This window comes from Pseudomonas sp. GM60 (genome assembly GCF_000282415.1).
GTDB classification, from domain to species: Bacteria; Pseudomonadota; Gammaproteobacteria; order Pseudomonadales; family Pseudomonadaceae; genus Aquipseudomonas; species Aquipseudomonas migulae.
Genome location: NZ_AKJI01000054.1, coordinates 1 through 20,812 on the forward strand (window position 1 = coordinate 1; position 20,812 = coordinate 20,812).

Sequence of the window (20,812 nt, forward strand, 5' to 3'; positions counted from 1 at the left end):
GACGCAGGCCCCCGCCACGACTGCGTGCCGTGCCCAGACCATGAGGCAACAGGCTGGAGCGGGTGTGAGCATGGCAAATGGCAATGGCCAGGGCGTCCGAGGCATCGATTTGCGGTTTGCTGGTGAGTTTCAACATGTGCATCACCATCATCTGCACCTGCTCTTTATTCGCCGCGCCGGTCCCGGTTACTGCCTGTTTGACCTGGGTGGCCGTGTATTCGGCGATTTCCAGATTCTCTTCGGCGCCGGCAACGATTGCCGCGCCTCGGGCCTGACCGAGTTTCAGCGCGGAATCGGCGTTGCGCGCCATGAACACCTTTTCGATGCCCATGGTCACTGGTCCATAGGTCTGGATGACTTCACGCACGCCGCGATAGACGATTTGCAGACGCTCGTGCAACTCGCCGGAACCGGTACGAATACAGCCCGACGCCACGTACACGCAGCCGCGCCCGGTATCGCGTACCACGCCATAACCGGTGATGCGCGAACCAGGGTCGATACCAAGAATTAAAGTCATAACGCCTGCGGGTTGTAATGAATGTGCGTGGCGAACCCACAACACTGTAGGAGCGAGCCTGCTCGCGATGGACGTTAACGATAACGCGCCACACCTGAATTAGCGCGGTGCTCTCAGGTTTTTCGCGAGCAGGCTCGCTCCTACAGGGGACACCTTCAGCCGAGCTGTGCGGCCACCGACTCGGGGATATCCGCGTTGGAATAGACGCTCTGCACGTCATCCAGGTCTTCGAGCATGTCGATCAGCTTGAGGACTTTCTCGGCGCCTTCCAGGTCCAGTTCGGCACTGGTGGTCGGCAGCATGACGATTTCCGCGTCATCACCTTTGAAACCGGCGGCTTCCAGCGCATTACGCACGGAGTAGAAACCGGCGAACGAGGTGAACACGTCAATGGAGCCGTCTTCGTTCGTGACCACGTCATCGGCGTCGGCTTCCATCGCCGCTTCCATCAAGGCGTCTTCATCCACGCCCGGCGCGAAGGAAATCTGCCCTTTGCGCTCGAACAGATAAGCCACCGAACCGTCGGTCCCCAGGTTGCCGCCGCACTTGCTGAACGCATGGCGAACAGCCGCTGCGGTGCGGTTGCGGTTGTCGGTCATGCACTCGACCATCACCGCCACGCCACCCGGGCCGTAGCCTTCGTAGGTCAGTTCGACCATGTCATCGGTGTCGGCAGCACCGGCACCGCGAGCCACCGCGCGATCGATGATGTCGCGGCTCATGTTCGCGCCCAGCGCCTTGTCCAGGGCCAGTCGCAGACGCGGGTTGGAGCCCGGATCACCGCCGCCCTGACGGGCAGCAACGGTCAGTTCACGAATCCACTTGGTGAAAATCTTGCCCTTCTTGGCATCCTGACGTTCTTTGCGGTGCTTGATGTTCGCCCACTTGGAATGACCCGCCATAACTCGCTCCGAATTCTCTTTGAAACATTGCCCGCCACACACGGAGTGCCGGCCAGCAAACAAAAAATCTCGACCTGAAGAAAAGGCGCATCCCATGAGGATGCGCCTTCAGGGTCAGCCTTACTCAGCCTTTGGCGTTTCGCGCAGACGAATGTGCAGTTCGCGCAATGCCTTGGCATCAACCACACCCGGTGCTTGCGTCATCACGTCGGCAGCACTCTGGGTTTTCGGGAAGGCGATCACTTCACGGATCGACTGGGCGCCGGTCATCAGCATCACCAGACGGTCCAGACCGAAGGCCAGACCACCGTGCGGCGGCGCGCCGTATTTCAGGGCGTCGAGCAGGAAGCCGAATTTCTCTTCCTGTTCCGCTTCATTGATACCCAGCAGGCGGAATACCGTCTGTTGCATTTCCTTGCGGTGGATACGGATCGAACCGCCACCCAGCTCGGTGCCGTTCAGAACCATGTCGTAGGCACGGGACAGGGCGGTCGCCGGGTTGGCTTCCAGCTCTTCCGGGGTGCATTTCGGCGCGGTGAACGGGTGGTGCAAGGCAGTGAAGCTGCCGTCGTCGTTTTCTTCGAACATCGGGAAGTCGACGACCCACATTGGCGCCCACTTGCAGGTCAGCAGGTCCAGGTCGTTACCGACCTTGATCCGCAGCGCACCCAAGGCTTCGCTGACGATCTTGGCTTTGTCGGCACCGAAGAACACGATGTCGCCATCCACTGCGCCAACGCGATCGAGGATCACGTTGAGGTTGGCTTCAGGGATGTTCTTGACGATTGGCGACTGCAGGCCTTCAACGCCTTTGGCGCGCTCGTTGACCTTGATGTACGCCAGGCCCTTGGCACCGTAGATGCCGACGAACTTGGTGTAGTCGTCGATCTGCTTGCGCGGCATGCTCGCCGCGCCAGGAACGCGCAGGGCGGCGATACGGCATTTCGGATCGTTGGCCGGGCCACTGAAGACCTTGAAGTCGACTTCTTTCAGTTGATCGGCAACGTCCACCAGTTCCAGCGGGTTACGCAGGTCCGGCTTGTCGGAACCGTAACGACGCATGGCCTCTTCGAAGGTCATGTGCGGGAATTCACCGAATTCCAGATCCAGCACTTCCTTGAACAGGTTGCGGATCATGCCTTCGGTGAGGCCCATGATGTCTTTTTCATCGAGGAAGCTGGTTTCGATGTCGATCTGAGTGAATTCAGGCTGACGGTCGGCACGCAGGTCTTCGTCGCGGAAGCACTTGGCGATCTGGTAGTAACGGTCGAAGCCGGCCACCATCAGCAGCTGCTTGAACAGCTGTGGCGATTGCGGCAAGGCAAAGAACGAGCCGGCGTGAGTACGGCTCGGTACCAGGTAGTCACGTGCGCCTTCAGGGGTGGCACGGGTCAGGATCGGCGTCTCGACGTCGAGGAAACCGTTCTCGTCGAGGTAACGACGGATGCTGGTGGTCATGCGCGAACGCAGACGCAGCTTCTCGGCCATTTCCGGGCGACGCAGGTCAAGGAAGCGATAGCGCAGACGGGTTTCTTCGCCCACTTCGGAATATTCGTTGAGCGGGAACGGCGGGGTTTCCGATTCGTTCAGTACTTCCAGCTCGTAGCCCAGCACTTCGATCATGCCCGACGCCATGTTGGCGTTGCCCGCACCGGCCGGACGCAGACGGACCTTGCCGGTCACTTTAACCACGTATTCGCTGCGCACGCGGTCGGCGGCGGCGAAGGTTTCAGCGCGGTCCGGGTCGAACACCACCTGGGCCAGACCGTCACGATCACGGATATCGAGGAAAATCACCCCACCGTGGTCACGGCGACGGTGAACCCATCCGCAAAGGGTAATTTCCTGGCCTTCCAGGCTTTCGTTCAGTTGGCCGCAATAATGGCTGCGCATCATGGTAGTGGTTTCACTTCTCGTAATTCGAAATTCGGTTAGAGGCCTTGCACACGGGATGGTGCAAGAGCTCGCACGTGTCGTTCAACTCAGGTTCCAGACCCTAGTCGGCTTTATCGCCGCCGGCCAGGTTCTTCTTGGAACCGGTCTTGAAATCGGTTTCGTACCAGCCGGTGCCGCTAAGGCGGAAGCCCGGCATGGACAGCATCTTCTTGAGCTCTGGCGCCTGACAGGCAGGGCAGTCGACCAGCGGTGCTGCGCTGATCTTTTGAATGGCTTCCAACTGATGACCACAGGAAGCACATTGATAGTCGTACATCGGCATGGGGGTTGTCTCGGCGATCAGATTGCTACCGCGCACGCTGGGTTTTGCGGCAAAGAGCGGGATTATATCCATTAAATGCAGCCTGTGCAGCCGTAAGACTGCACAGACTGACACACGATGCATTCCGCCATCACGGCTAGGCCATGACGACGCAACTCCCCTCCTTCAAGCTGTGCACAACGCAGACAACCCGCACCAGCCCGCTGAAATTCTTCACCCCGCCGTGGCGCAAATGCACTTCTCGATCCACGTGAGACAACAACGCACTGACCGAACAGCAATTGATCCTGGCCATTTCCCCCAAAATATCCCAATACACCTGCTCAAGCCGCAAGCAGGTGGCAAAGCCATTCAGCCGTACGGATCGGGATAATGGCTGGGCCAGACCCATATCGAATTCACTGACAAACGGATCGATCCTTACATCCTTGAATGAACCGTTCCTCCCCTCGCTTCGCCTGTCTTCATAAACCATACCGTTGACACTCCTTTGCCATCCCTGGCTCTTATAAGAGTCATGCTGTGATTCTTATAAAAGCGCAGGCGCAAAGTTATATCCAGATGACTTTTTGACCATCCACGTAGGATAAGCCAACAACTGAAGGCGGATCATGGAGACCGTCCTAGTCCGGACAAATTCCTACACCTACTGGCGCAAGATCACTCAACGAAGAGAGGCCGAAACGACAGCGCGCGGACAACGCCTGCAAGGCTCCATCCGCGCACTGAACGCGTTACTCATCCAGCAAGGCGCGCAACATCCATGCGGTTTTCTCGTGAACCTGCATACGCTGGGTCAGCAAATCCGCCGTGGGCTCGTCGCTGACTTTGTCGAGCAGGGGAAAGATCCCCCGCGCCGTACGCGTGACGGCCTCCTGCCCTTCGACTAGTTGTTTGATCATGCCTTCAGCGCTGGGCACGCCCGGTTCCTCCTTGATAGAAGAAAGGCGCGCATAAATGGAATAGGCACCCGGAGCAGGAAAGCCCAGCGCGCGAATGCGCTCGGCAATCGAATCGACCGCCAGGGCCAACTCGTTATATTGCTCCTCGAACATCAGGTGCAGGGTCCGAAACATGGGACCGGTGACATTCCAGTGGAAATTATGGGTTTTCAAATAAAGTACATAAGTGTCCGACAGCAGACGCGAAAGTCCGTCGACGATGGACTTGCGATCCTCTTCACTGATACCGATATCGATTGCCATGCTTTTCCCCTAAAGGTGATCAAATTCATCCGACAGGTGCAGGACCACTCTAGCAAGCCTGTCGCCACACCGCAGGCGGGAATGCCCCCGCTCCCTGCGAAAAATCACCCCCGATGCACCGCTGGACTCCCTGATTTGAGTAGCCGCAAGCTTTGCTGTTAAATAGGCAGTGTGTCGCAAAGCCCTATTTTTCCGGGCGCTGCGCATAGGCTGATAACGAGTACGTGCTCAACGCCTCTTATTGTTCTGAAGCGAACCGTGCTCCATCAGCTCTTCCTTGTGATCCGTCTTAACGTGAGTTAATCAAAATGTTGAAAATCGTCCACCTGCTAATGGGCGCAGCGGCCCTGCTGCTGTCCTTCATCCCTAGCCTGCGATCCGAAGCTGTTCCTTACCTGCAACAACCCGATGCGCTTTACCTGGCCTTTTTCGGCCTGCTCAACCTGACCCTCGCTCCTGTAATCCCTTACTGGAACAAAGGCCCGCGTCATCAACTGCAAAACCTGGTCAGCGCCCTGCTGGTTCTGACTGTCGTATTGCAAACCCTGACGCTGCTCGCGCCGATGCCTGTCATCGCCGGTCAACCTGCCGTACTGTTCAGCCTGGTGGCGGCCCTGATCGCCGTGCTTCTTCATCTGGCCATCAGCTTCTACAAATCTTCACCGGCCACCGCTTCGCCAAGCTATGACATGACCAACCGCGATACCGGCACCGTGAAGTGGTTCAACACCTCCAAAGGCTTCGGGTTTATTTCCCGTGATTCCGGCGATGATATTTTCGTGCATTTCCGGGCCATTCGTGGCGAAGGTCATCGCGTCCTGGTCGAAGGCCAGCGCGTGGAGTTCTCCGTCATGAATCGTGACAAGGGCCTGCAAGCCGAAGACGTGATCGCCGCTCTTCCGCGACGCTGATTCAAGGCTAAAAAAAACCGCGAACAGCCAGGCTGCTCGCGGTTTTTTTACGCCTGCATGTTCAGTAATGCGGCGGTGGCGCTTCTTCTTCGAACGTTTCGAACTGGCCGGCCATTTCCTCCTGGCGCTTGAGCAAGGCCGCCATTTGCAGTTGCAGACGTTCAACGGCACGCTGCTGCGTCGCCAGCACATCGCTCAATGCCTGGATGGTGTCATCCTGAAAGGCCAGCTGGCTCTCCAGATCGGTAACGCGTTCTTCCAGGCTCATGATTCAACCCTCCAGAAACGTAAAATCATCGGTCAACACCAGACGCAGCCGCTCGCGAATCACCGCGATCTGCTCTGCACTGTAAGGCTTCGCCGGGTGCTTGCCCCAGACCGGGGCTGGCCAGGCGGCATCCTCACGCTTGCGCACAATCACATGCATGTGCAACTGACTGACGACGTTACCCAGGGCTGCGACGTTCAATTTGTCCGCGTCGAACGAGTCCTTGAGCATTTCCGCCAGCGCAGTCGTTTCCTTCCAGAGCTGCACCTGATCAGCGACATCCAACTGAAATATCTCGCTGATATCGTCGCGACGAGGTACCAGGATGAACCACGGGTAGTTCGAATCATTGGACAACAGCAACCGGCTGAGCGGGAAATCCCCGATCGGTAACGTGTCTTGTTGAAGTCGTGGATCTAAAGCGAACACTGCGCGCACTCCCGTCTAGTCATCATTTTCAGCTTAGCGCCCCTCCACGCAGGACGACGCACCAAGCGACAGGACGGCAGCATACCTGTGAACACCACCGCCTTCACGACGAACCACGGCCGAAGGCCCATCGAAATTCGAGCGGCCTACAGAATGCGCGCTCCGACATGAGACATTTTTCGCAAGGGCGCACCATTACAGAACCGATGATCATGCAAAAAACGCTGAAATGACTGATGGACAACGACCTGTTCGCACCCACCCATCAGTCATGCTGTATGAATTCAGTACAGCGATTAAAATTTTTTGCACCAAAACCGCACAGTGCGTCTACGCTGAGTGCGTCGGGTATCCGCCAATTACCCACTGACGGGGTGAACCGGTAACGTTTTTGCTTGTCACGCAGTCGGCCAGGAGGGCGCAACACGATGCAAACCGTGGCGTCAAGCCCCATTAAAAGGTGCTTGTAACCCCCGGTTTTATGAGGTTTTTACGGTAACAGGCTGGCGTTCAGAAAAAAAAACAGCAGTTTTCTGATTTGTGCACGCTTGTTGCATTCACACTCACATCGCCTGCAATGCAACCACTGGAAGTGGAAGCTTTCAGGCAAATAAAAACAGTGGCAGGGTTGCCCGATGGAGATTCAAACGTTTCACCAGGGACTCTTTTTACCGATGCTCACGCCTTGGAAAACAGCGATGACGTTGTCATTCCGGTTGCATTGGGGCTGTAAATTTGCGACATCTACCAAGCTGTTTGCGACGGGGTCGTAAAGAAGCTGAAAGGATAGATACGCAAGTATCGCCAACATGGTCGGCGTGATATAAGTTTGCGCCGACACAAAAAGAAAGAGCCGCCCAGATAATAAAACAGGTGGGACGGCAGTACTCTTCTAAAACCAAAGGAGCAAATCACGATGCGCGTGATGAAGTGGAGCATGATCGCACTGGCAGTTGCAGCAGCAGCCAGTACTCAAGTGGCTACGGCCGCACCTTTCGTAAGTGACCAGGCTGAAGCCAAAGGTTTTGTTGAAGACAGCTCGTTGAACTTGCTGGTTCGCAACTACTACTTCAACCGTGACAACAAAGACGGCGGCCACGACGTCAAAGACTGGACCCAAGGTATCTGGGGCACCTTCAACTCCGGTTACACCCAGGGTACTGTTGGTGTTGGCGTTGATGCATTCGGTTACCTGGCCATCAAACTGGATGGCGGCGATGGCACTTCCGGTTCGGGTAACATGAGCCGTAGCGACACCGTCAAGGCCAACGGTTATGCCCGTGAAGTCAACGACAGCCAGGGTAAAGCCGGCGCGGCCATTAAATTCCGCGTCTCCAAAACCGAGCTGAAACTCGGCGACATGTCGCCAAGCACTGCTCCAGTGTTTGCTGTTGGTGGTTCCCGTATCCTTCCTCAAGTTGCCAGCGGTATCCAACTGCAGAGCAGCGAAGTCAAAGACCTTGACCTCGAAGGCGGTCACTTCTACTCGGGTTCCAGCCAGGACAAAAACTCCCGTGACGGCGACCTGTGGGCAAACTATGCTGGCGTGAAAGCTGACAGCATGGACTACATCGGTGGCAAGTACGGCATCAACGACAACCTGAGCGTGTCGCTGTACGGTGCCCAGCTGGAAGACATCTGGAACCAGTACTACGCCAACGTGAACCTCACCACTCCATTTGGTGGTGACACGTCGCTGAACACTGACTTCAACATCTATCGCACCACCGATACCGGTGATTCGAAAGTCGGTGACATCAGCAACACCGCATTCTCGCTGGCAACTGCTCTCTCGTTCCTGAAAGCACACACCATCACCCTGGCCTTCCAAAAGGTTAATGGCGATACCCCGTTCGACTACGTCGGTATCGGCAAGAACAACCGCGGTGGCGACTCGATCTTCCTCGCCAACTCCATCCAGTACTCCGACTTCAACGCTCCTAACGAGAAGTCTGCTCAGATTCGCTACGATCTGAAAATGGCTGAGTACGGCGTTCCAGGTCTGAGCTTCATGACCCGCTACGTTAAGGGTTGGGACATCGATGGCACCGGTCTGGCTGCCAACAGCAAATACCGTAACAACGACGGCGACCCACTGTACGGGGCCGACGGCAAACACAACGAAACCAACTTCGAAGCCAAGTACGTTGTTCAGTCTGGCCCGGCTAAAGATCTGTCCGTTCGCTTCCGTCAAGCTTGGCACTTTGCTAACGCCGACGAAGGTGAAGGCGACGTGAAAGAGTTCCGTGTGATCGTCGACTACCCGCTGTCGATTTTGTAATCGCATCCAGTTAGTTTGCGGTAACAAATAAAAAAGGCCCATCTTCGGATGGGCCTTTTTGTTGCCTGCTTGTTGCTTACTGCACCGCAGATTCCTGCACCACACGAATCACCCGCTGTGGAAACGGGATATCGATGCCGGCCGTTTTCAACCGGTCACGGGACTGTTCGTTAAACATGAACATCACATCCCAATAATCCGCCGTCTTCACCCACACTCGCAGGGAAACAGTGATCGAACTGTCGCCCAGGGTAGAAATGACAGCTTGCGGAGCCGGCTCAGCCAGGATGCGTTCATCCTTGGCCAGGTCCAGCAACACTTCGCGGGCCTTCTGCAAGTCCGCTTCGTAATCCACGCCCACATCAAACACAACCTTGCGGGTGGGTTGACGGTTAGTGTTGGTGATAATGCCGTTCGACAAGTTGCCGTTCGGGACGATGATGGTCTTGTTATCGCCAGTGCGCAGCACAGTGTGGAAAATCTGAATGCTGTCGACCGTACCGGCAACACCTTGAGCTTCGATCCAGTCACCGATACGGAACGGACGGAACAACAGAATCAGCACGCCACCGGCGAAGTTCGCCAGGCTGCCCTGCAATGCCAGACCGATGGCCAGACCGGCCGCACCGATTGCGGCAACGAAGGAAGTAGTTTCGACACCGATCATCGACGCCACGCTGACGATCAGCAAGATCTTCAGAATAATGTTCGCCAGGCTGCTGATGAAGCCTTGCAGCGCCAGGTCAGCGTTACGCAACGCGATCAGGCCGCCCAGCTTCTGCGTCACTTTGTTGATCAACCACCAGCCGATGGCCAGGGTGATGATCGCCAGCAGCACCCGGCTGCCGTATTCCATAATCATCGGAATCCAGGCTTGGGACGCCTTGACCAGGTTGTCCACTTCCGCATTCAAGTCCATCTACATTCTCCTGATTTCCGGCCACACGGCACGCGAAAAAAATAAGCGGCAGAAAGGCTGCTCCCGTTCGGGGGCAGCCTTTCTGCCGCTGCTTGGGCCTCGGACGCCGAAAACGCCGAGAGGTTCCCGCCTGAAAAAATCAGTCGCGGAAGTTGTTGAACTGCAACGGCATGTCGAATGTCTTGGCACGCAGGGCCGCAATGGCTTCCTGCAGATCGTCACGCTTCTTGCCAGTGATGCGCACCTGCTCGCCCTGAATGGCGGCCTGCACCTTGAGCTTGGCGTCCTTGACGTGAGCGACGATTTTCTTCGCCAGCTCTTTGTCGATGCCTTCCTTGAGAACGGCTTCCTGCTTCATCAGCTTGCCCGACGCATAGGCATCCTTGACTTCAAGGCACTGCACGTCGATCTTGCGCTTGACCAGCGCCAGCTTGAGGATCTCAATCATTGCTTCGAGCTGGAAATCGGCTTCAGCGGTCAGGTTGACGGTCAGCTCCTTTTCCTTGAACTCGAAGGTGCCCTTGCCTTTCAGGTCATAACGACGATCGAGTTCCTTGACGGCGTTCTCGACCGCGTTGGTGACTTCGTGTTTGTCCAGTTCGGATACCACGTCGAACGACGGCATGTAATCTCTCCAATAAAGGGCGCGCTCGATCAAGATGGAGCACGCCTGGCTTGCGGTTAAAATCCGCGCTGATTATAACGGGTCTTTCCCATCATTCACTGCGAGCGTCCGATGCGCGCCTTAAACAGAGCAAAAAGCTGATGTCCACCACCTGGCATGTTCTGGGCGCCGGCAGCCTCGGCACCTTATGGGCCACGCGTCTTGCGCGGGCCGGAGTGCCGGTCCGGCTGATCGTGCGGGATGCGCCGCGCTTGCAGGCTTATCAGGCAGCGGGCGGCTTGACGCTGGTGGAGCACGGCGAAGCAACAACGTATGCCATCCCCGGCGAAACTACCGACAGCGATGAACCGATCAACCGCCTGCTGGTGGCCTGCAAAGCCTACGATGCCGAGCAGGCCGTGGCCCGACTGGCGCCGCGCCTCGTGCCCGGCGCCGAATTGATCCTGTTGCAGAACGGCCTTGGCAGTCAGGACGCCGTTGCGGCCCAGGTGCCTCAGGCGCGCTGCATTTTTGCTTCGAGCACCGAAGGCGCGTATCGCGACGGTGACTGGCGCGTGGTATTCGCCGGTCACGGTTACACCTGGCTGGGGGATGCAGGTCATCCCGTGGCGCCGATCTGGCTGGATGACGTGAGTGCCGCCGGGATTCCCCACGAGTGGAGCACCGACATTCTGACCCGGCTCTGGCGGAAATTGGCGCTCAACTGCGCGATCAATCCACTGACGGTGTTACACGATTGCCGCAATGGCGGATTGCAGAACCATCACTGTGAAGTCGCCACCCTCTGCGGTGAACTGACCGAGCTGCTTGAACGCTGTGGCCAGCCGGCCGCCGCCGAAAACCTCCAGCCGGAAGTGGAACGGGTAATTCACGCAACTGCAGCCAATTTCTCGTCGATGTATCAGGACGTTGCGAATCAACGCCGTACCGAAATCAGCTATTTGTTGGGCTACGTCTGCAAAGTGGCTTCGCGACACCAACTGAACCTGCCGCACCTCAATCAGCTTGAATCACGCTTGATCGCCCATCTGCACAGCCTTGGATTGCCCAGCGACTGAGCAGCGGCTACGCTGGCCACTTGTTCCTTTTCAGCGATAAACCTGATGCCATTGCGCCAGCGCCTTGAAAACCTTCCCGTCGGCCAGAAACTGCTGGCCGCCCTGCTGGTGCTGTTGACCACCGTTTTGCTGGTCGCCAACCTGACCTTTATCAGCGCCGCGTACTACATTTCCCAGGAAAGCATGGCGCCCCAGGCCTTGCAGACCATCGGCCGACTGGTGTCCAACCCGAGCCTGGTGGCTGAAGCACTGCAGTCACCACAAAATGCCGAGCGGCTGCTCAATGAGCTCAACAGTTATTCACCGCTACGCGCGGCAGCCCTGTATGACGGCAAGGGCGAAAGACTGGCGCAGTTGCAACGTGGCGATCATTTGGGCCTGCCCGAGCGTTACCGCCACATCGAATCCTGGCAAGCCACCGAATTTCGCAGCAACCAAGTGATCACCCTGCCCCGCCCCGGTACCGCGCCCGGCCATCTGCTGCTGGTCGCCAGCAGCGAACTGCCGATGGCCTTCTACACCGGGACCCTGACTGCCAGCCTCGGCATTCTGATCTTCAGCGTGCTGTTATGGCTGGTGATCGCCCGGCAGATCAAACGCCTGATTACCCGGCCGATCCATCAACTCGAAGAGCTGTCCCGGCAAGTGACCCGAGAGGAGAACTACGCCCTGCGCGCCTCACGCGGCAACCATGACGAAATCGGCAGCCTGGCCGAGGCGTTCAACACCATGCTCTCGCGCATCGAGGCACGGGAGCAGCAACTCAAACGGGCACGGGACGAATCCCAGGCCGCTTACGATCAGGCCCAGGGCCTGGCCGAAGAAACCCGCCACACCAACCGCAAACTGGAACTCGAAGTCCAGGTGCGCAGCAAGATCGAGAAGAAACTCACCGGGTTCCAGAATTACCTCAACAGCATCATCGACTCCATGCCGTCGGCGCTGATCGCCCTCGACGAGCAGCTCTACGTAACACAGTGGAATCAGGAGGCCAGCGCCCTCTCCGGCACGCGCCTGGACGAAGCGCTGAATCAGCCGATCTTTCTCGCGTTCGAACCGCTCAAACCGTTTCTGCCGCAGCTCAAGCAAACCGTCGAGCAGCACACGGTGGCGAAGATCGAGCGCGTGACCTGGCTCAAGGACGATGAACCCAAGCATTACGCCCTGACCTTTTACCCGCTGATGGGCGGTGCCGGTCGTGGTGTGGTGATCCGTATCGACGACATCACCCAGCGCCTGTCGCTGGAGGAAATGATGGTGCAGTCGGAAAAAATGCTCTCGGTTGGCGGCCTCGCCGCCGGCATGGCCCACGAAATCAACAACCCGCTTGGCGCAATCCTGCACAACGTGCAGAACATTCGTCGACGCCTGTCACCGGACTTGCCAAAAAACCTCGAACAGGCCGAACAAGTCGGCGTTGAGCTGGATACGGTCAACGAGTACCTGAAAGTACGTGAGGTGCCGCAGTTGCTCGACGGCATTCAACAGGCGGGCGCCCGGGCGGCGAAAATCGTCACCCACATGCTCAGCTTCAGCCGCCGCAGCACCCGGCAAATGGCGCCGTGCGATTTGCCGGCGCTGATCGATCAAGCCGTGGAAATCGCCGGCAACGACTTTGACCTGGCAATTGGCTTTGACTTCAAGGGTCAGGCGATCATTCGTCAGTTCGACCCCGCTCTGGGCCCCGTGCCCGGCACCGCCAACGAACTTGAGCAAGTGCTGCTCAACCTGCTGAAAAACGCCGCGCAAGCCATTCACCAGCGCGAGGACGGCTGCGAGCCGGGACGGATCATCCTGCGGACCCGACTCAATCCGCCGTGGGCGGAAATCCAGGTCGAGGACAATGGCATCGGCATGAGCGAGAGCGTGCGCAAACGCACCTTCGAACCCTTCTTCACCACCAAGGAAATCGGTCAGGGCACCGGGCTTGGCTTGTCGGTTTCGTATTTCATCATCACCAACAACCACAAGGGTCAGATGGAAGTGCAATCGACCCTGGGCCAGGGCACGTGTTTCACCTTGCGCCTGCCGTTGACGAGCACCCCGCTCGTTTCTCAAGAACTCAATCAGCTTTCGAGGTAACCATGGGCTTTCGCTTGTCGAAGATCTACACCCGCACCGGCGACAAAGGCGAAACCGGTCTGGGCGACGGCCGCCGCGTGCCCAAGGACCACCCGCGGATCGAGGCCATTGGCGAAGTCGATTCATTGAACAGCCAGGTCGGCGTGCTGTTGGCCGGGCTCGAAGCGGAACGTGGAAAGTTTCCCGGATTAAACGAAGTGATCGAGGTTTTGGCGCCTTGCCAGCATCGGTTGTTTGATCTCGGTGGCGAACTGGCCATGCCGGAATATCAGGCGTTGAATGCGGCAGAAATCGAACGCCTGGAAGCGGCGATCGATGTGTGGAATGAAGAGCTGGGGCCGCTGGAGAATTTCATTCTGCCGGGCGGTTCGGCACTGATTGCGCAAGCGCATGTGTGCCGAAGCCTGGCGCGCAGTGCCGAGCGCCGGTGTCAGCATTTGAATGCGCTTGAACCGTTGGCCGGGGTTGGCCTGGCGTACATTAATCGGTTGTCGGATCTGTTGTTTGTGGTGGCGCGGGTGATTGCCAGGCGTCAGGGGATTGCGGAGATTTTGTGGCAGCCTGCTGCGAAACCCGGGGTTTAATCGACGTCCTTCAGGACGCCTTCGCGGGCAAGCCTCGCTCCTACTGGAGAATGCATATCCCTGTAGGAGCGAGGCTTGCCCGCGAATAGGCCAGTGGCTACACCAAAGAATCCGGCCAGAACGCCCGAATCCCCGCCACACCTTGGGCGCCTGCCGCCCAAGCCTGATCAACTTGCGCCGGCCCAACACCACCGAGCAAGAACACCGGCTTGCTGAAACCTTCGATCAACGTCGAAGCCTGCTCCCAACCCAGCGGCTGAGCCCCCGGATGCGTCAGGGTCGGCTGCACCGGCGACAGGGTCACAAAGTCCACGCCCATCTGCTCGGCCAGCGCCAGTTCCTCGGCGTTATGGCAGGACGCCGCCAACCAGCGCGTCGCCGGTAGCGGACGACCGGCCGCTGCGTATTTGCGCAGCTGTGCCGAGGTGATGTGCCAACCGGCCGACGGGAAGTCGCCCAACCATTCGAACGGCCCCTTGATCATCAGCTGCGCCTTGCCGGCACACAGCCCGGCCGCGTCCACCGCCAGATCGCGGTATTTCGGGTCGTAGCCGTTGGGCGCCCGCAGCTGGATCAACTTGATGCCGTTGGCGATGGCTTTCTGAATACCGCGCAGCAGCGCAGGGGTTTCCAGATCTTCAGGCGTAATCAGGTAAGCCGCAGGCAATCGCGCCGCCGCAACGATTGGCTGGTTGGCGGCCGGAAACTCATAGCCCGGCAGATCACGCGGCGCCACCCATTCCAAAGGCTGGCCTTCGGCACCGTGAGGTTCGCCGGAAAAGTCCGAGACCTCCCAGACATCCAGCAACACTTGTTTGTCCGGGTAGTCATGGCGGAACTTGATCAGCGGTCGCGCGGCATTGACCACAATCCCCAGCTCTTCATGAAGCTCACGGGCCAGCGCAGTTTCCACGGATTCGTCAGCCTCGACCTTGCCACCCGGGAATTCCCAAAGACCGCCCTGATGCTGAGTGTCGGCGCGCCGGGCGATAAGGATCTTGCCGCTGCTCTCGCGGATAACCGCGGCGGCTACGTGTACTCGTTTCACTGCCCGACCTCCTCCAGACCCGCCTTTTGCCAGGCCTTGAAGGCTGGCCATTGGTAGATCGTTTCGACGTAGGCCTCGTCAGCCACCGGCAACTTCACCTGGTAGGTGCGAAGGCGCACGGCAATCGGTGCGAAGAAGGCATCGGCCAGGGTCGCACGGCCAAACAGGTATGGACCGGTTTCGGTCGCGGCTGCGCGGCACTCGGCCCACAACGCCAGCATGCGTTCGATGTCCGCCTGGACGTCAGCCGGGACCGGCGACAAAGGTGCGTCGCGGCTCAGGTCAAACGGCATGTTGCCGCGCATGGCAAAGAAGCCGGCGTGCATCTGTGCACAGGCCGAACGTGCCTGGGCGCGGGCCGCGACGTCTTTGGGCCAGAGGCCGGAGTGAGGGAATTGTTCGGCCAGGTACTCGGCAATCGCCAGGGAATCGGCGATGGTGCCGTGCTCGGTTTTCAGCAACGGGACTTTGGCGGTCGGTGAATGTTTGAGCAACTGCTCGCGAGTGTCCGGCTGGTTCAGTTTGATCAATTCTTCGGTGTACGGGGCGCCGGCCAGGTCAAGGGCCAGGGCGCCGCGCAGGGACCAGGAGGAATGCAATTTGTCGCCGATGATCAGGTGCAAGGACATGCTAGGTGCCTTCTTGTCAGAGGGGACGAGCCAGAATCTCTGGAGTCCGGTCGGCCGTCATCGCGGGCAAGCCCGCTCCCACAGGGATCTTCGTCAGCCGCCAATCTTGCGACCGACCGGGTCAACTGTAGGAGCTGGCTTGCCAGCGATAGCGGTAGCGGCCTCAACACATCAATCGCAGATGAGGACGCCTTCGCCGGCAAGCCGGCTCCTACAGAGTAATCAGGTACGGTACTCGGCGTTGATCTTCACGTATTCGTGGGACAGGTCCGTGGTCCAGATGGTTTCGCTGCAGTCACCGCGTCCCAGCTCGATACGGATGGTGATTTCTTCCTGCTGCATCACCGCTGCGCCCTGGGCTTCGGTGTAGGTCGATGCGCGGGCACCACGGCTGGCGATGCAGACTTCGCCGAGGAACACGTCGATCTTGCTCACATCCAGGTTAGGTACGCCGGCACGGCCAACGGCAGCCAGGATGCGGCCCCAGTTAGGGTCGGATGCGAACAGCGCGGTCTTGATCAGCGGCGAGTGCGCCACGGTGTAGCCGACGTCCAGGCATTCCTGGTGATTGCCGCCGCCGTTGACTTCAACAGTGACGAATTTGGTCGCGCCTTCGCCGTCACGCACAATGGCCTGGGCCACGTCCATGCACACTTCGAACACAGCCTGTTTCAGCTTGGCGAACAGTTCACCACTGGCGGAGGTGATTTCCGGCAGTGCCGCCTGACCGGTGGCGATCAGCATGCAGCAGTCGTTGGTCGAGGTGTCGCCGTCGATGGTGATGCGGTTGAACGACTTGTTGGCGCCGTCCAGCAACAGGTTTTGCAGCACATCGCGGGAGACTTTGGCGTCGGTGGCGATGTAGCCGAGCATGGTCGCCATGTTCGGACGGATCATGCCCGCGCCTTTGCTGATGCCGGTAACGGTGATGGTCACGCCGTCATGCTGGAACTGGCGACTGGCGCCCTTCGGCAGGGTATCGGTGGTCATGATGCCGGTGGCGGCAGCTTCCCAGTTGTTCACCGACAGGTCGTCGAGAGCGGCTTGCAGCGCGCCTTCGATTTTCTCGACCGGCAGCGGTTCGCCGATCACACCGGTGGAGTACGGCAGCACCAGGCTGGCATCGACGCCGGTCAGCTCAGCCAGTTTCGCGCAGGTGCGCTCGGCGGCGGCCAGACCCGGTTCGCCGGTGCCGGCGTTGGCGTTGCCGGTGTTGGTCAGCAGGTAACGCACCGGACCTTGCACACGCTGCTTGGCCAGGATCACCGGAGCGGCGCAAAAGGCGTTCAGGGTAAACACGCCCGCCACGGTGGAGCCTTCGGCGCAGCGCATGACCACGACATCCTTGCGCCCAGGGCGCTTGATGCCGGCCGAGGCGATACCGAGTTCAAAACCGGCAACCGGGTGCAACGTTGGCAAAGGACCAAGACCAACAGCCATGAATGCGCTCCTTAATAAATGATGTCTGCACCGCTTTCAGGAAGAACGGTGGTGTAAATGGCAAAACGCCGCGACGGCTGATGCCGGTCGCGGCGCGGGTATTTCAGCGTATGAAACGGGTTTTACTGGATCTGCCCGTGGCAATGCTTGAACTTCTTGCCCGAACCGCAGTAGCACAGTTCGTTGCGGCCCAGCTTCTGTTCGTTGCGTACCGGCGCTACGGCGAGGGCTACATCGACCTCTTCACCCAGCAGCTCCGGTTGCTCGAGACCAGGTGCTTCAGCGTGCTCGAACTGCATGCGCGCCGCCAGTGCTTCGGCTTCCTGGCGCAGGCGTTGCTCTTCTTCGATCGGGTCTTCGCGGCGAACCTGAACGTGCGACAGCACACGGATCGAGTCGCGCTTGATCGAATCCAGCAGCTCGGAGAACAGCGTGAACGACTCGCGCTTGTACTCTTGCTTCGGGTTCTTCTGCGCATAGCCACGCAAATGGATGCCGTGACGCAGGTGATCCATGGTCGACAGGTGGTCTTTCCACAGGTCGTCCAGCACGCGCAGAACGATTTGCTTCTCGAAGGTGCGCAGCGCGTCGGCGCCCGCCTGGTCTTCTTTCTCGTTGTACGCCGCGATGAGCTCCTGCATCAGCTTCTCGCGCAGGGTTTCTTCGTACAGGTGATCGTCTTCGTCGAGCCACTGCTGGATCGGCAGCGCCACACCGAAGTCGCTCTGCAACGCCGCTTCCAGACCCGCCACGTCCCACTGCTCAGGCAGCGATTGCGGAGGAATGTGGGCGCTGACAGTCGCGTTGAGTACGTCCTGACGGAAGTCGGCGATGGTTTCACCGATGTTGTCAGCGGCCAGCAACGTGTTGCGCATGTGATAGATCACTTTACGCTGTTCGTTGTTGACGTCGTCGAACTCGAGCAGTTGTTTACGAATGTCGAAGTTGCGGCCTTCAACCTTGCGCTGAGCCTTCTCGATGGCGTTGGTCACCATGCGGTGCTCGATCGCTTCACCGGACTGCATGCCCAATGCTTTCATGAAGTTCTTCACCCGGTCAGAGGCAAAGATGCGCATCAGGCTGTCTTCCAGCGACAGGTAGAAACGGCTGGAACCGGCGTCACCCTGACGACCGGCACGACCACGCAACTGGTTGTCGATACGGCGCGATTCGTGACGTTCGGACGCGATCACCTGCAAGCCACCCGACTCCAGCACTTGCTGGTGACGCTTCTGCCAGTCGGCCTTGATCTGGGCAATCTGCTCCGGCGTCGGGGCTTCCAGAGACGCGACTTCCACTTCCCAGTTGCCGCCCAACAGAATGTCGGTACCACGACCGGCCATGTTGGTAGCGATGGTCAGTGCGCCTGGACGACCGGCCTGGGCAATGATTTCAGCTTCTTTTTCGTGGAACTTGGCGTTCAGGACCTTGTGTTCGATGCCTTCCTTCTGCAGCAGCGCAGACATGTGTTCGGAAGTTTCGATGGTTGCAGTACCCACCAGCACCGGACGGCCGTGAGTCATGCACTCCTTGATGTCGTTGATGATCGCCGCGTATTTCTCTTCGGCGGTCAGGAACACCAGGTCGTTGTAGTCTTTACGCGCCAAAGGCTTGTTCGGCGGGATCACCATGACCTGCAGGCCGTAGATCTGGTGGAATTCGAACGCTTCGGTGTCTGCGGTACCGGTCATGCCGGACAACTTGTTGTACAGACGGAAGTAGTTCTGGAACGTGGTCGACGCCAACGTCTGGCTTTCGGCCTGGATGTTCAGGTTTTCCTTGGCTTCGATGGCCTGGTGCAGGCCTTCGGACAAACGGCGACCCGGCATGGTACGACCGGTGTGTTCGTCGACCAGGACAACCTGACCGTCCTGCACGATGTATTCAACGTTGCGGTTGAACAGCTTGTGCGCACGCAGGCCGGCATAAACGTGGGTCAGCAGGCCCAGGTTATGCGCCGAATAGAGGCTCTCGCCTTCAGCCAGCAGGCCGACGCGGGTCAGCATGTCTTCGATGAACTGGTGACCGGCTTCGTTGAGTTCGACCTGACGGGTCTTCTCGTCGACGGTGTAATGGCCGGCCTTGGTGACTTCGCCTTCGACTTCTTCGACGTGCAATTGCAGCTGCGGGATCAGTTTGTTGATCTCGATGTACAGCTTCGAGCTGTCCTCGGCCTGACCGGAAATGATCAGCGGGGTACGGGCTTCGTCGATGAGAATGGAGTCGACTTCGTCGATCACGGCAAAGTTGAGTTCGCGCTGGAATTTTTCTTCCATGCTGAACGCCATGTTGTCGCGCAGGTAGTCGAAACCGAATTCGTTGTTGGTGCCGTAGGTGATGTCGGCGGCGTAGGCCTGACGTTTCTCTTCCGGCGGCTGGAAAGGTGTAACCACACCGACCGTCATGCCGAGGAATTCGTAGAGCGGACGCATCCAGTTGGCGTCACGGCGGGCCAGATAGTCGTTCACGGTAACAACGTGCACGCCTTTGCCGGACAGCGCGTTGAGGTAAACGCCCAGTGTAGCCACCAGGGTCTTGCCTTCACCGGTACGCATTTCCGCGATCATGCCTTCATGCAAGGTCATGCCGCCGATCAGCTGGACATCGAAGTGGCGCATACCCATGACGCGCTTGCCGGCTTCGCGGGCGACCGCAAAGGCTTCAGGCAGCAGCTTGTCGAGGGTTTCCCCTTTGGCGATGCGGGCCTTGAACTCATCCGTCTTGGCACGCAATTGATCGTCCGAAAGGGCCACCATTTGCTCTTCGAAGGCATTGACGAGTTGCACCGTCTTGAGCATGCGTTTGACTTCACGCTCGTTCTTGCTTCCAAAAAGTTTCTTTAACAAAGGCGCAAACATATCGGCAGGATCTTCCACACTAAAGGGATGGAGGGCGGCCCCGTGAGTCGCCCGTGCAGCCCTCATGGCCGCATGCGAACGAGCATTCTACCCGGAAACGATGGTGAGGAAAGTGGCGTTGTTCCACGATGCATGCACTGCGCTGTTACGGGGCTCACTTAAAATAAGGGCTTTTTGCTGAACTTCAAGCCACTGACGGCAGAAGTTACTTGTTGATTTAATGGGTAAAGCGCGCGCAAAGCAATGGGTCGGGTGCAACCAGTGCTTTCTGCTACCATGGTCGCTCTGTTACTTCAGGTGTCTGATCATGGCATTTCGCCCTCTTACGGCCAGAGCACCCGCCGTTCTGCTTCGCGAAGCCAAACCGCTGAAAGCCATTTTTGGCCATGCTCAACGCCTGGGTCATTTACAACGTCTGCTCGAAAGCCAATTGCAGCCCGCTGCGCGCGAGCATTGCCATGTGGCGTCGTGGCGCGAAGGCAGCCTGTTGCTGATTGTCACCGACGGGCATTGGGCAACGCGTCTGCGTTATCAACAGAAGCGTCTGCAACGGCAGTTGCAGATGTTTGATGAGTTCGCCAGCCTGACGCGGATTCTGTTCAAGGTGCAGCCGCCGACCGTTCAGCAAGGAGCGGCCGGGCATACCATCAGTTTGTCGACGGATGCGGGGGCGACGATCCAGGCTACGGCTGAGGGGATCAGCGATCCGAACCTGCGGGCGGCGCTGGAGCGATTGGCGGCACACGCCAAACCCAAAGACTGACACGGCCCCTGTAGGAGCGAGGCTTGCCCGCGAAGCTTTTGGCGCCCTCAAGGGCCCCTTCGCGGGCAAGCC

The 20,812-nt window shown here is 58.6% G+C and carries 20 protein-coding genes; 6 read left to right on the top strand and 14 right to left on the bottom strand.

Features of this window, described 5'->3' with window-relative positions; genetic code table 11:
• From ruvC to PMI32_RS15160, 6 genes are all read right to left on the bottom strand, one after another.
• A partial coding sequence (gene ruvC / locus PMI32_RS15180) for a crossover junction endodeoxyribonuclease RuvC (RefSeq protein ID WP_008029225.1) occupies positions 1-520 on the bottom strand: 520 nt, incomplete at its 3' end.
• 155 nt (positions 521-675) lie between these two features.
• Positions 676-1,422 (bottom strand): YebC/PmpR family DNA-binding transcriptional regulator, encoded by a 747-nt coding sequence (locus PMI32_RS15175; protein WP_008029227.1) that lies wholly within the window; start codon positions 1,420-1,422, stop codon positions 676-678.
• 120 nt (positions 1,423-1,542) lie between these two features.
• On the bottom strand, positions 1,543-3,318 hold the full coding sequence (gene aspS, locus PMI32_RS15170) for an aspartate--tRNA ligase (protein WP_008029229.1): 1,776 nt from the start codon (positions 3,316-3,318) through the stop codon (positions 1,543-1,545).
• A 100-nt stretch (positions 3,319-3,418) separates the two neighbouring features.
• Positions 3,419-3,640, bottom strand: a complete 222-nt coding sequence (locus PMI32_RS0128845; protein WP_010457489.1) for an FmdB family zinc ribbon protein — start codon at positions 3,638-3,640, stop codon at positions 3,419-3,421.
• Between the two features lie 136 nt (positions 3,641-3,776).
• A complete protein-coding gene (locus tag PMI32_RS15165) occupies positions 3,777-4,115 on the bottom strand; it encodes a ribbon-helix-helix domain-containing protein (RefSeq protein ID WP_008029232.1) in 339 nt (112 codons plus the stop codon).
• Between the two features lie 259 nt (positions 4,116-4,374).
• A complete protein-coding gene (locus PMI32_RS15160; RefSeq protein WP_008029233.1) occupies positions 4,375-4,845 on the bottom strand; it encodes a Dps family protein in 471 nt (156 codons plus the stop codon).
• 308 nt (positions 4,846-5,153) lie between these two features.
• Here PMI32_RS15160 and PMI32_RS30870 point away from each other — a divergent pair, with 308 nt between their 5' ends.
• Positions 5,154-5,756, top strand: a complete 603-nt coding sequence (locus PMI32_RS30870; protein WP_008029235.1) for a cold-shock protein — start codon at positions 5,154-5,156, stop codon at positions 5,754-5,756.
• Positions 5,757-5,817: 61 nt separating this feature from the next.
• Here PMI32_RS30870 and PMI32_RS15150 read toward each other — a convergent pair whose 3' ends face one another.
• Both PMI32_RS15150 and PMI32_RS15145 read right to left on the bottom strand, forming a co-directional pair.
• Complete coding sequence (locus PMI32_RS15150; protein WP_008029236.1) at positions 5,818-6,024, bottom strand: SlyX family protein; 207 nt, start codon at positions 6,022-6,024, stop codon at positions 5,818-5,820.
• Between the two features lie 3 nt (positions 6,025-6,027).
• Entirely contained in the window at positions 6,028-6,453 is a 426-nt protein-coding gene (locus PMI32_RS15145; protein ID WP_008029239.1) for an HIT domain-containing protein, read from the bottom strand.
• 916 nt (positions 6,454-7,369) lie between these two features.
• Here PMI32_RS15145 and PMI32_RS15140 point away from each other — a divergent pair.
• Positions 7,370-8,734 (top strand): OprD family porin, encoded by a 1,365-nt coding sequence (locus PMI32_RS15140; RefSeq protein ID WP_008029241.1) that lies wholly within the window; start codon positions 7,370-7,372, stop codon positions 8,732-8,734.
• A gap of 76 nt (positions 8,735-8,810) precedes the next feature.
• Here the strand turns inward: PMI32_RS15140 and PMI32_RS15135 are convergent, their stop codons facing one another.
• Positions 8,811-9,653, bottom strand: a complete 843-nt coding sequence (locus PMI32_RS15135) for a mechanosensitive ion channel family protein (RefSeq protein ID WP_008029242.1) — start codon at positions 9,651-9,653, stop codon at positions 8,811-8,813.
• A gap of 139 nt (positions 9,654-9,792) precedes the next feature.
• Positions 9,793-10,278, bottom strand: a complete 486-nt coding sequence (locus PMI32_RS15130) for a YajQ family cyclic di-GMP-binding protein (protein WP_008029244.1) — start codon at positions 10,276-10,278, stop codon at positions 9,793-9,795.
• A 140-nt stretch (positions 10,279-10,418) separates the two neighbouring features.
• On the opposite strand from PMI32_RS15130, the gene PMI32_RS15125 reads away from it, so the two are divergent.
• From PMI32_RS15125 to PMI32_RS15115, 3 genes are read left to right on the top strand one after another with little or no spacing between them, the layout of a single operon-like run.
• Complete coding sequence (locus tag PMI32_RS15125) at positions 10,419-11,336, top strand: putative 2-dehydropantoate 2-reductase (RefSeq protein WP_032828753.1); 918 nt, start codon at positions 10,419-10,421, stop codon at positions 11,334-11,336.
• Between the two features lie 45 nt (positions 11,337-11,381).
• Positions 11,382-13,418, top strand: coding sequence for a sensor histidine kinase (locus PMI32_RS15120; RefSeq protein WP_008029248.1), 2,037 nt, complete (start codon positions 11,382-11,384; stop codon positions 13,416-13,418).
• A gap of 2 nt (positions 13,419-13,420) precedes the next feature.
• Positions 13,421-14,002, top strand: coding sequence for a cob(I)yrinic acid a,c-diamide adenosyltransferase (locus PMI32_RS15115; protein ID WP_008029250.1), 582 nt, complete (start codon positions 13,421-13,423; stop codon positions 14,000-14,002).
• Between the two features lie 97 nt (positions 14,003-14,099).
• On the opposite strand, the gene PMI32_RS15110 is transcribed toward PMI32_RS15115, so the two are convergent.
• The 4 genes from PMI32_RS15110 to secA all read right to left on the bottom strand — a co-directional run bounded on the left by PMI32_RS15110 (position 14,100) and on the right by secA (position 19,977).
• Positions 14,100-15,050 (bottom strand): Nudix family hydrolase, encoded by a 951-nt coding sequence (locus PMI32_RS15110; protein WP_008029253.1) that lies wholly within the window; start codon positions 15,048-15,050, stop codon positions 14,100-14,102.
• Entirely contained in the window at positions 15,047-15,679 is a 633-nt protein-coding gene (locus PMI32_RS15105) for a glutathione S-transferase family protein (RefSeq protein WP_008029255.1), read from the bottom strand. The genes PMI32_RS15110 and PMI32_RS15105 overlap by 4 nt, the downstream gene beginning before the upstream one ends.
• Positions 15,680-15,901: 222 nt before the next feature.
• Positions 15,902-17,119, bottom strand: a complete 1,218-nt coding sequence (gene argJ / locus PMI32_RS15100) for a bifunctional glutamate N-acetyltransferase/amino-acid acetyltransferase ArgJ (RefSeq protein ID WP_008029257.1) — start codon at positions 17,117-17,119, stop codon at positions 15,902-15,904.
• Positions 17,120-17,241: 122 nt separating this feature from the next.
• Entirely contained in the window at positions 17,242-19,977 is a 2,736-nt protein-coding gene (gene secA, locus PMI32_RS15095; RefSeq protein WP_032828754.1) for a preprotein translocase subunit SecA, read from the bottom strand.
• A gap of 307 nt (positions 19,978-20,284) precedes the next feature.
• Between secA and PMI32_RS15090 the strand changes: the two genes are divergently transcribed.
• Entirely contained in the window at positions 20,285-20,740 is a 456-nt protein-coding gene (locus tag PMI32_RS15090; RefSeq protein WP_008029261.1) for a DUF721 domain-containing protein, read from the top strand.
• Positions 20,741-20,812 lie beyond the last annotated feature (72 nt).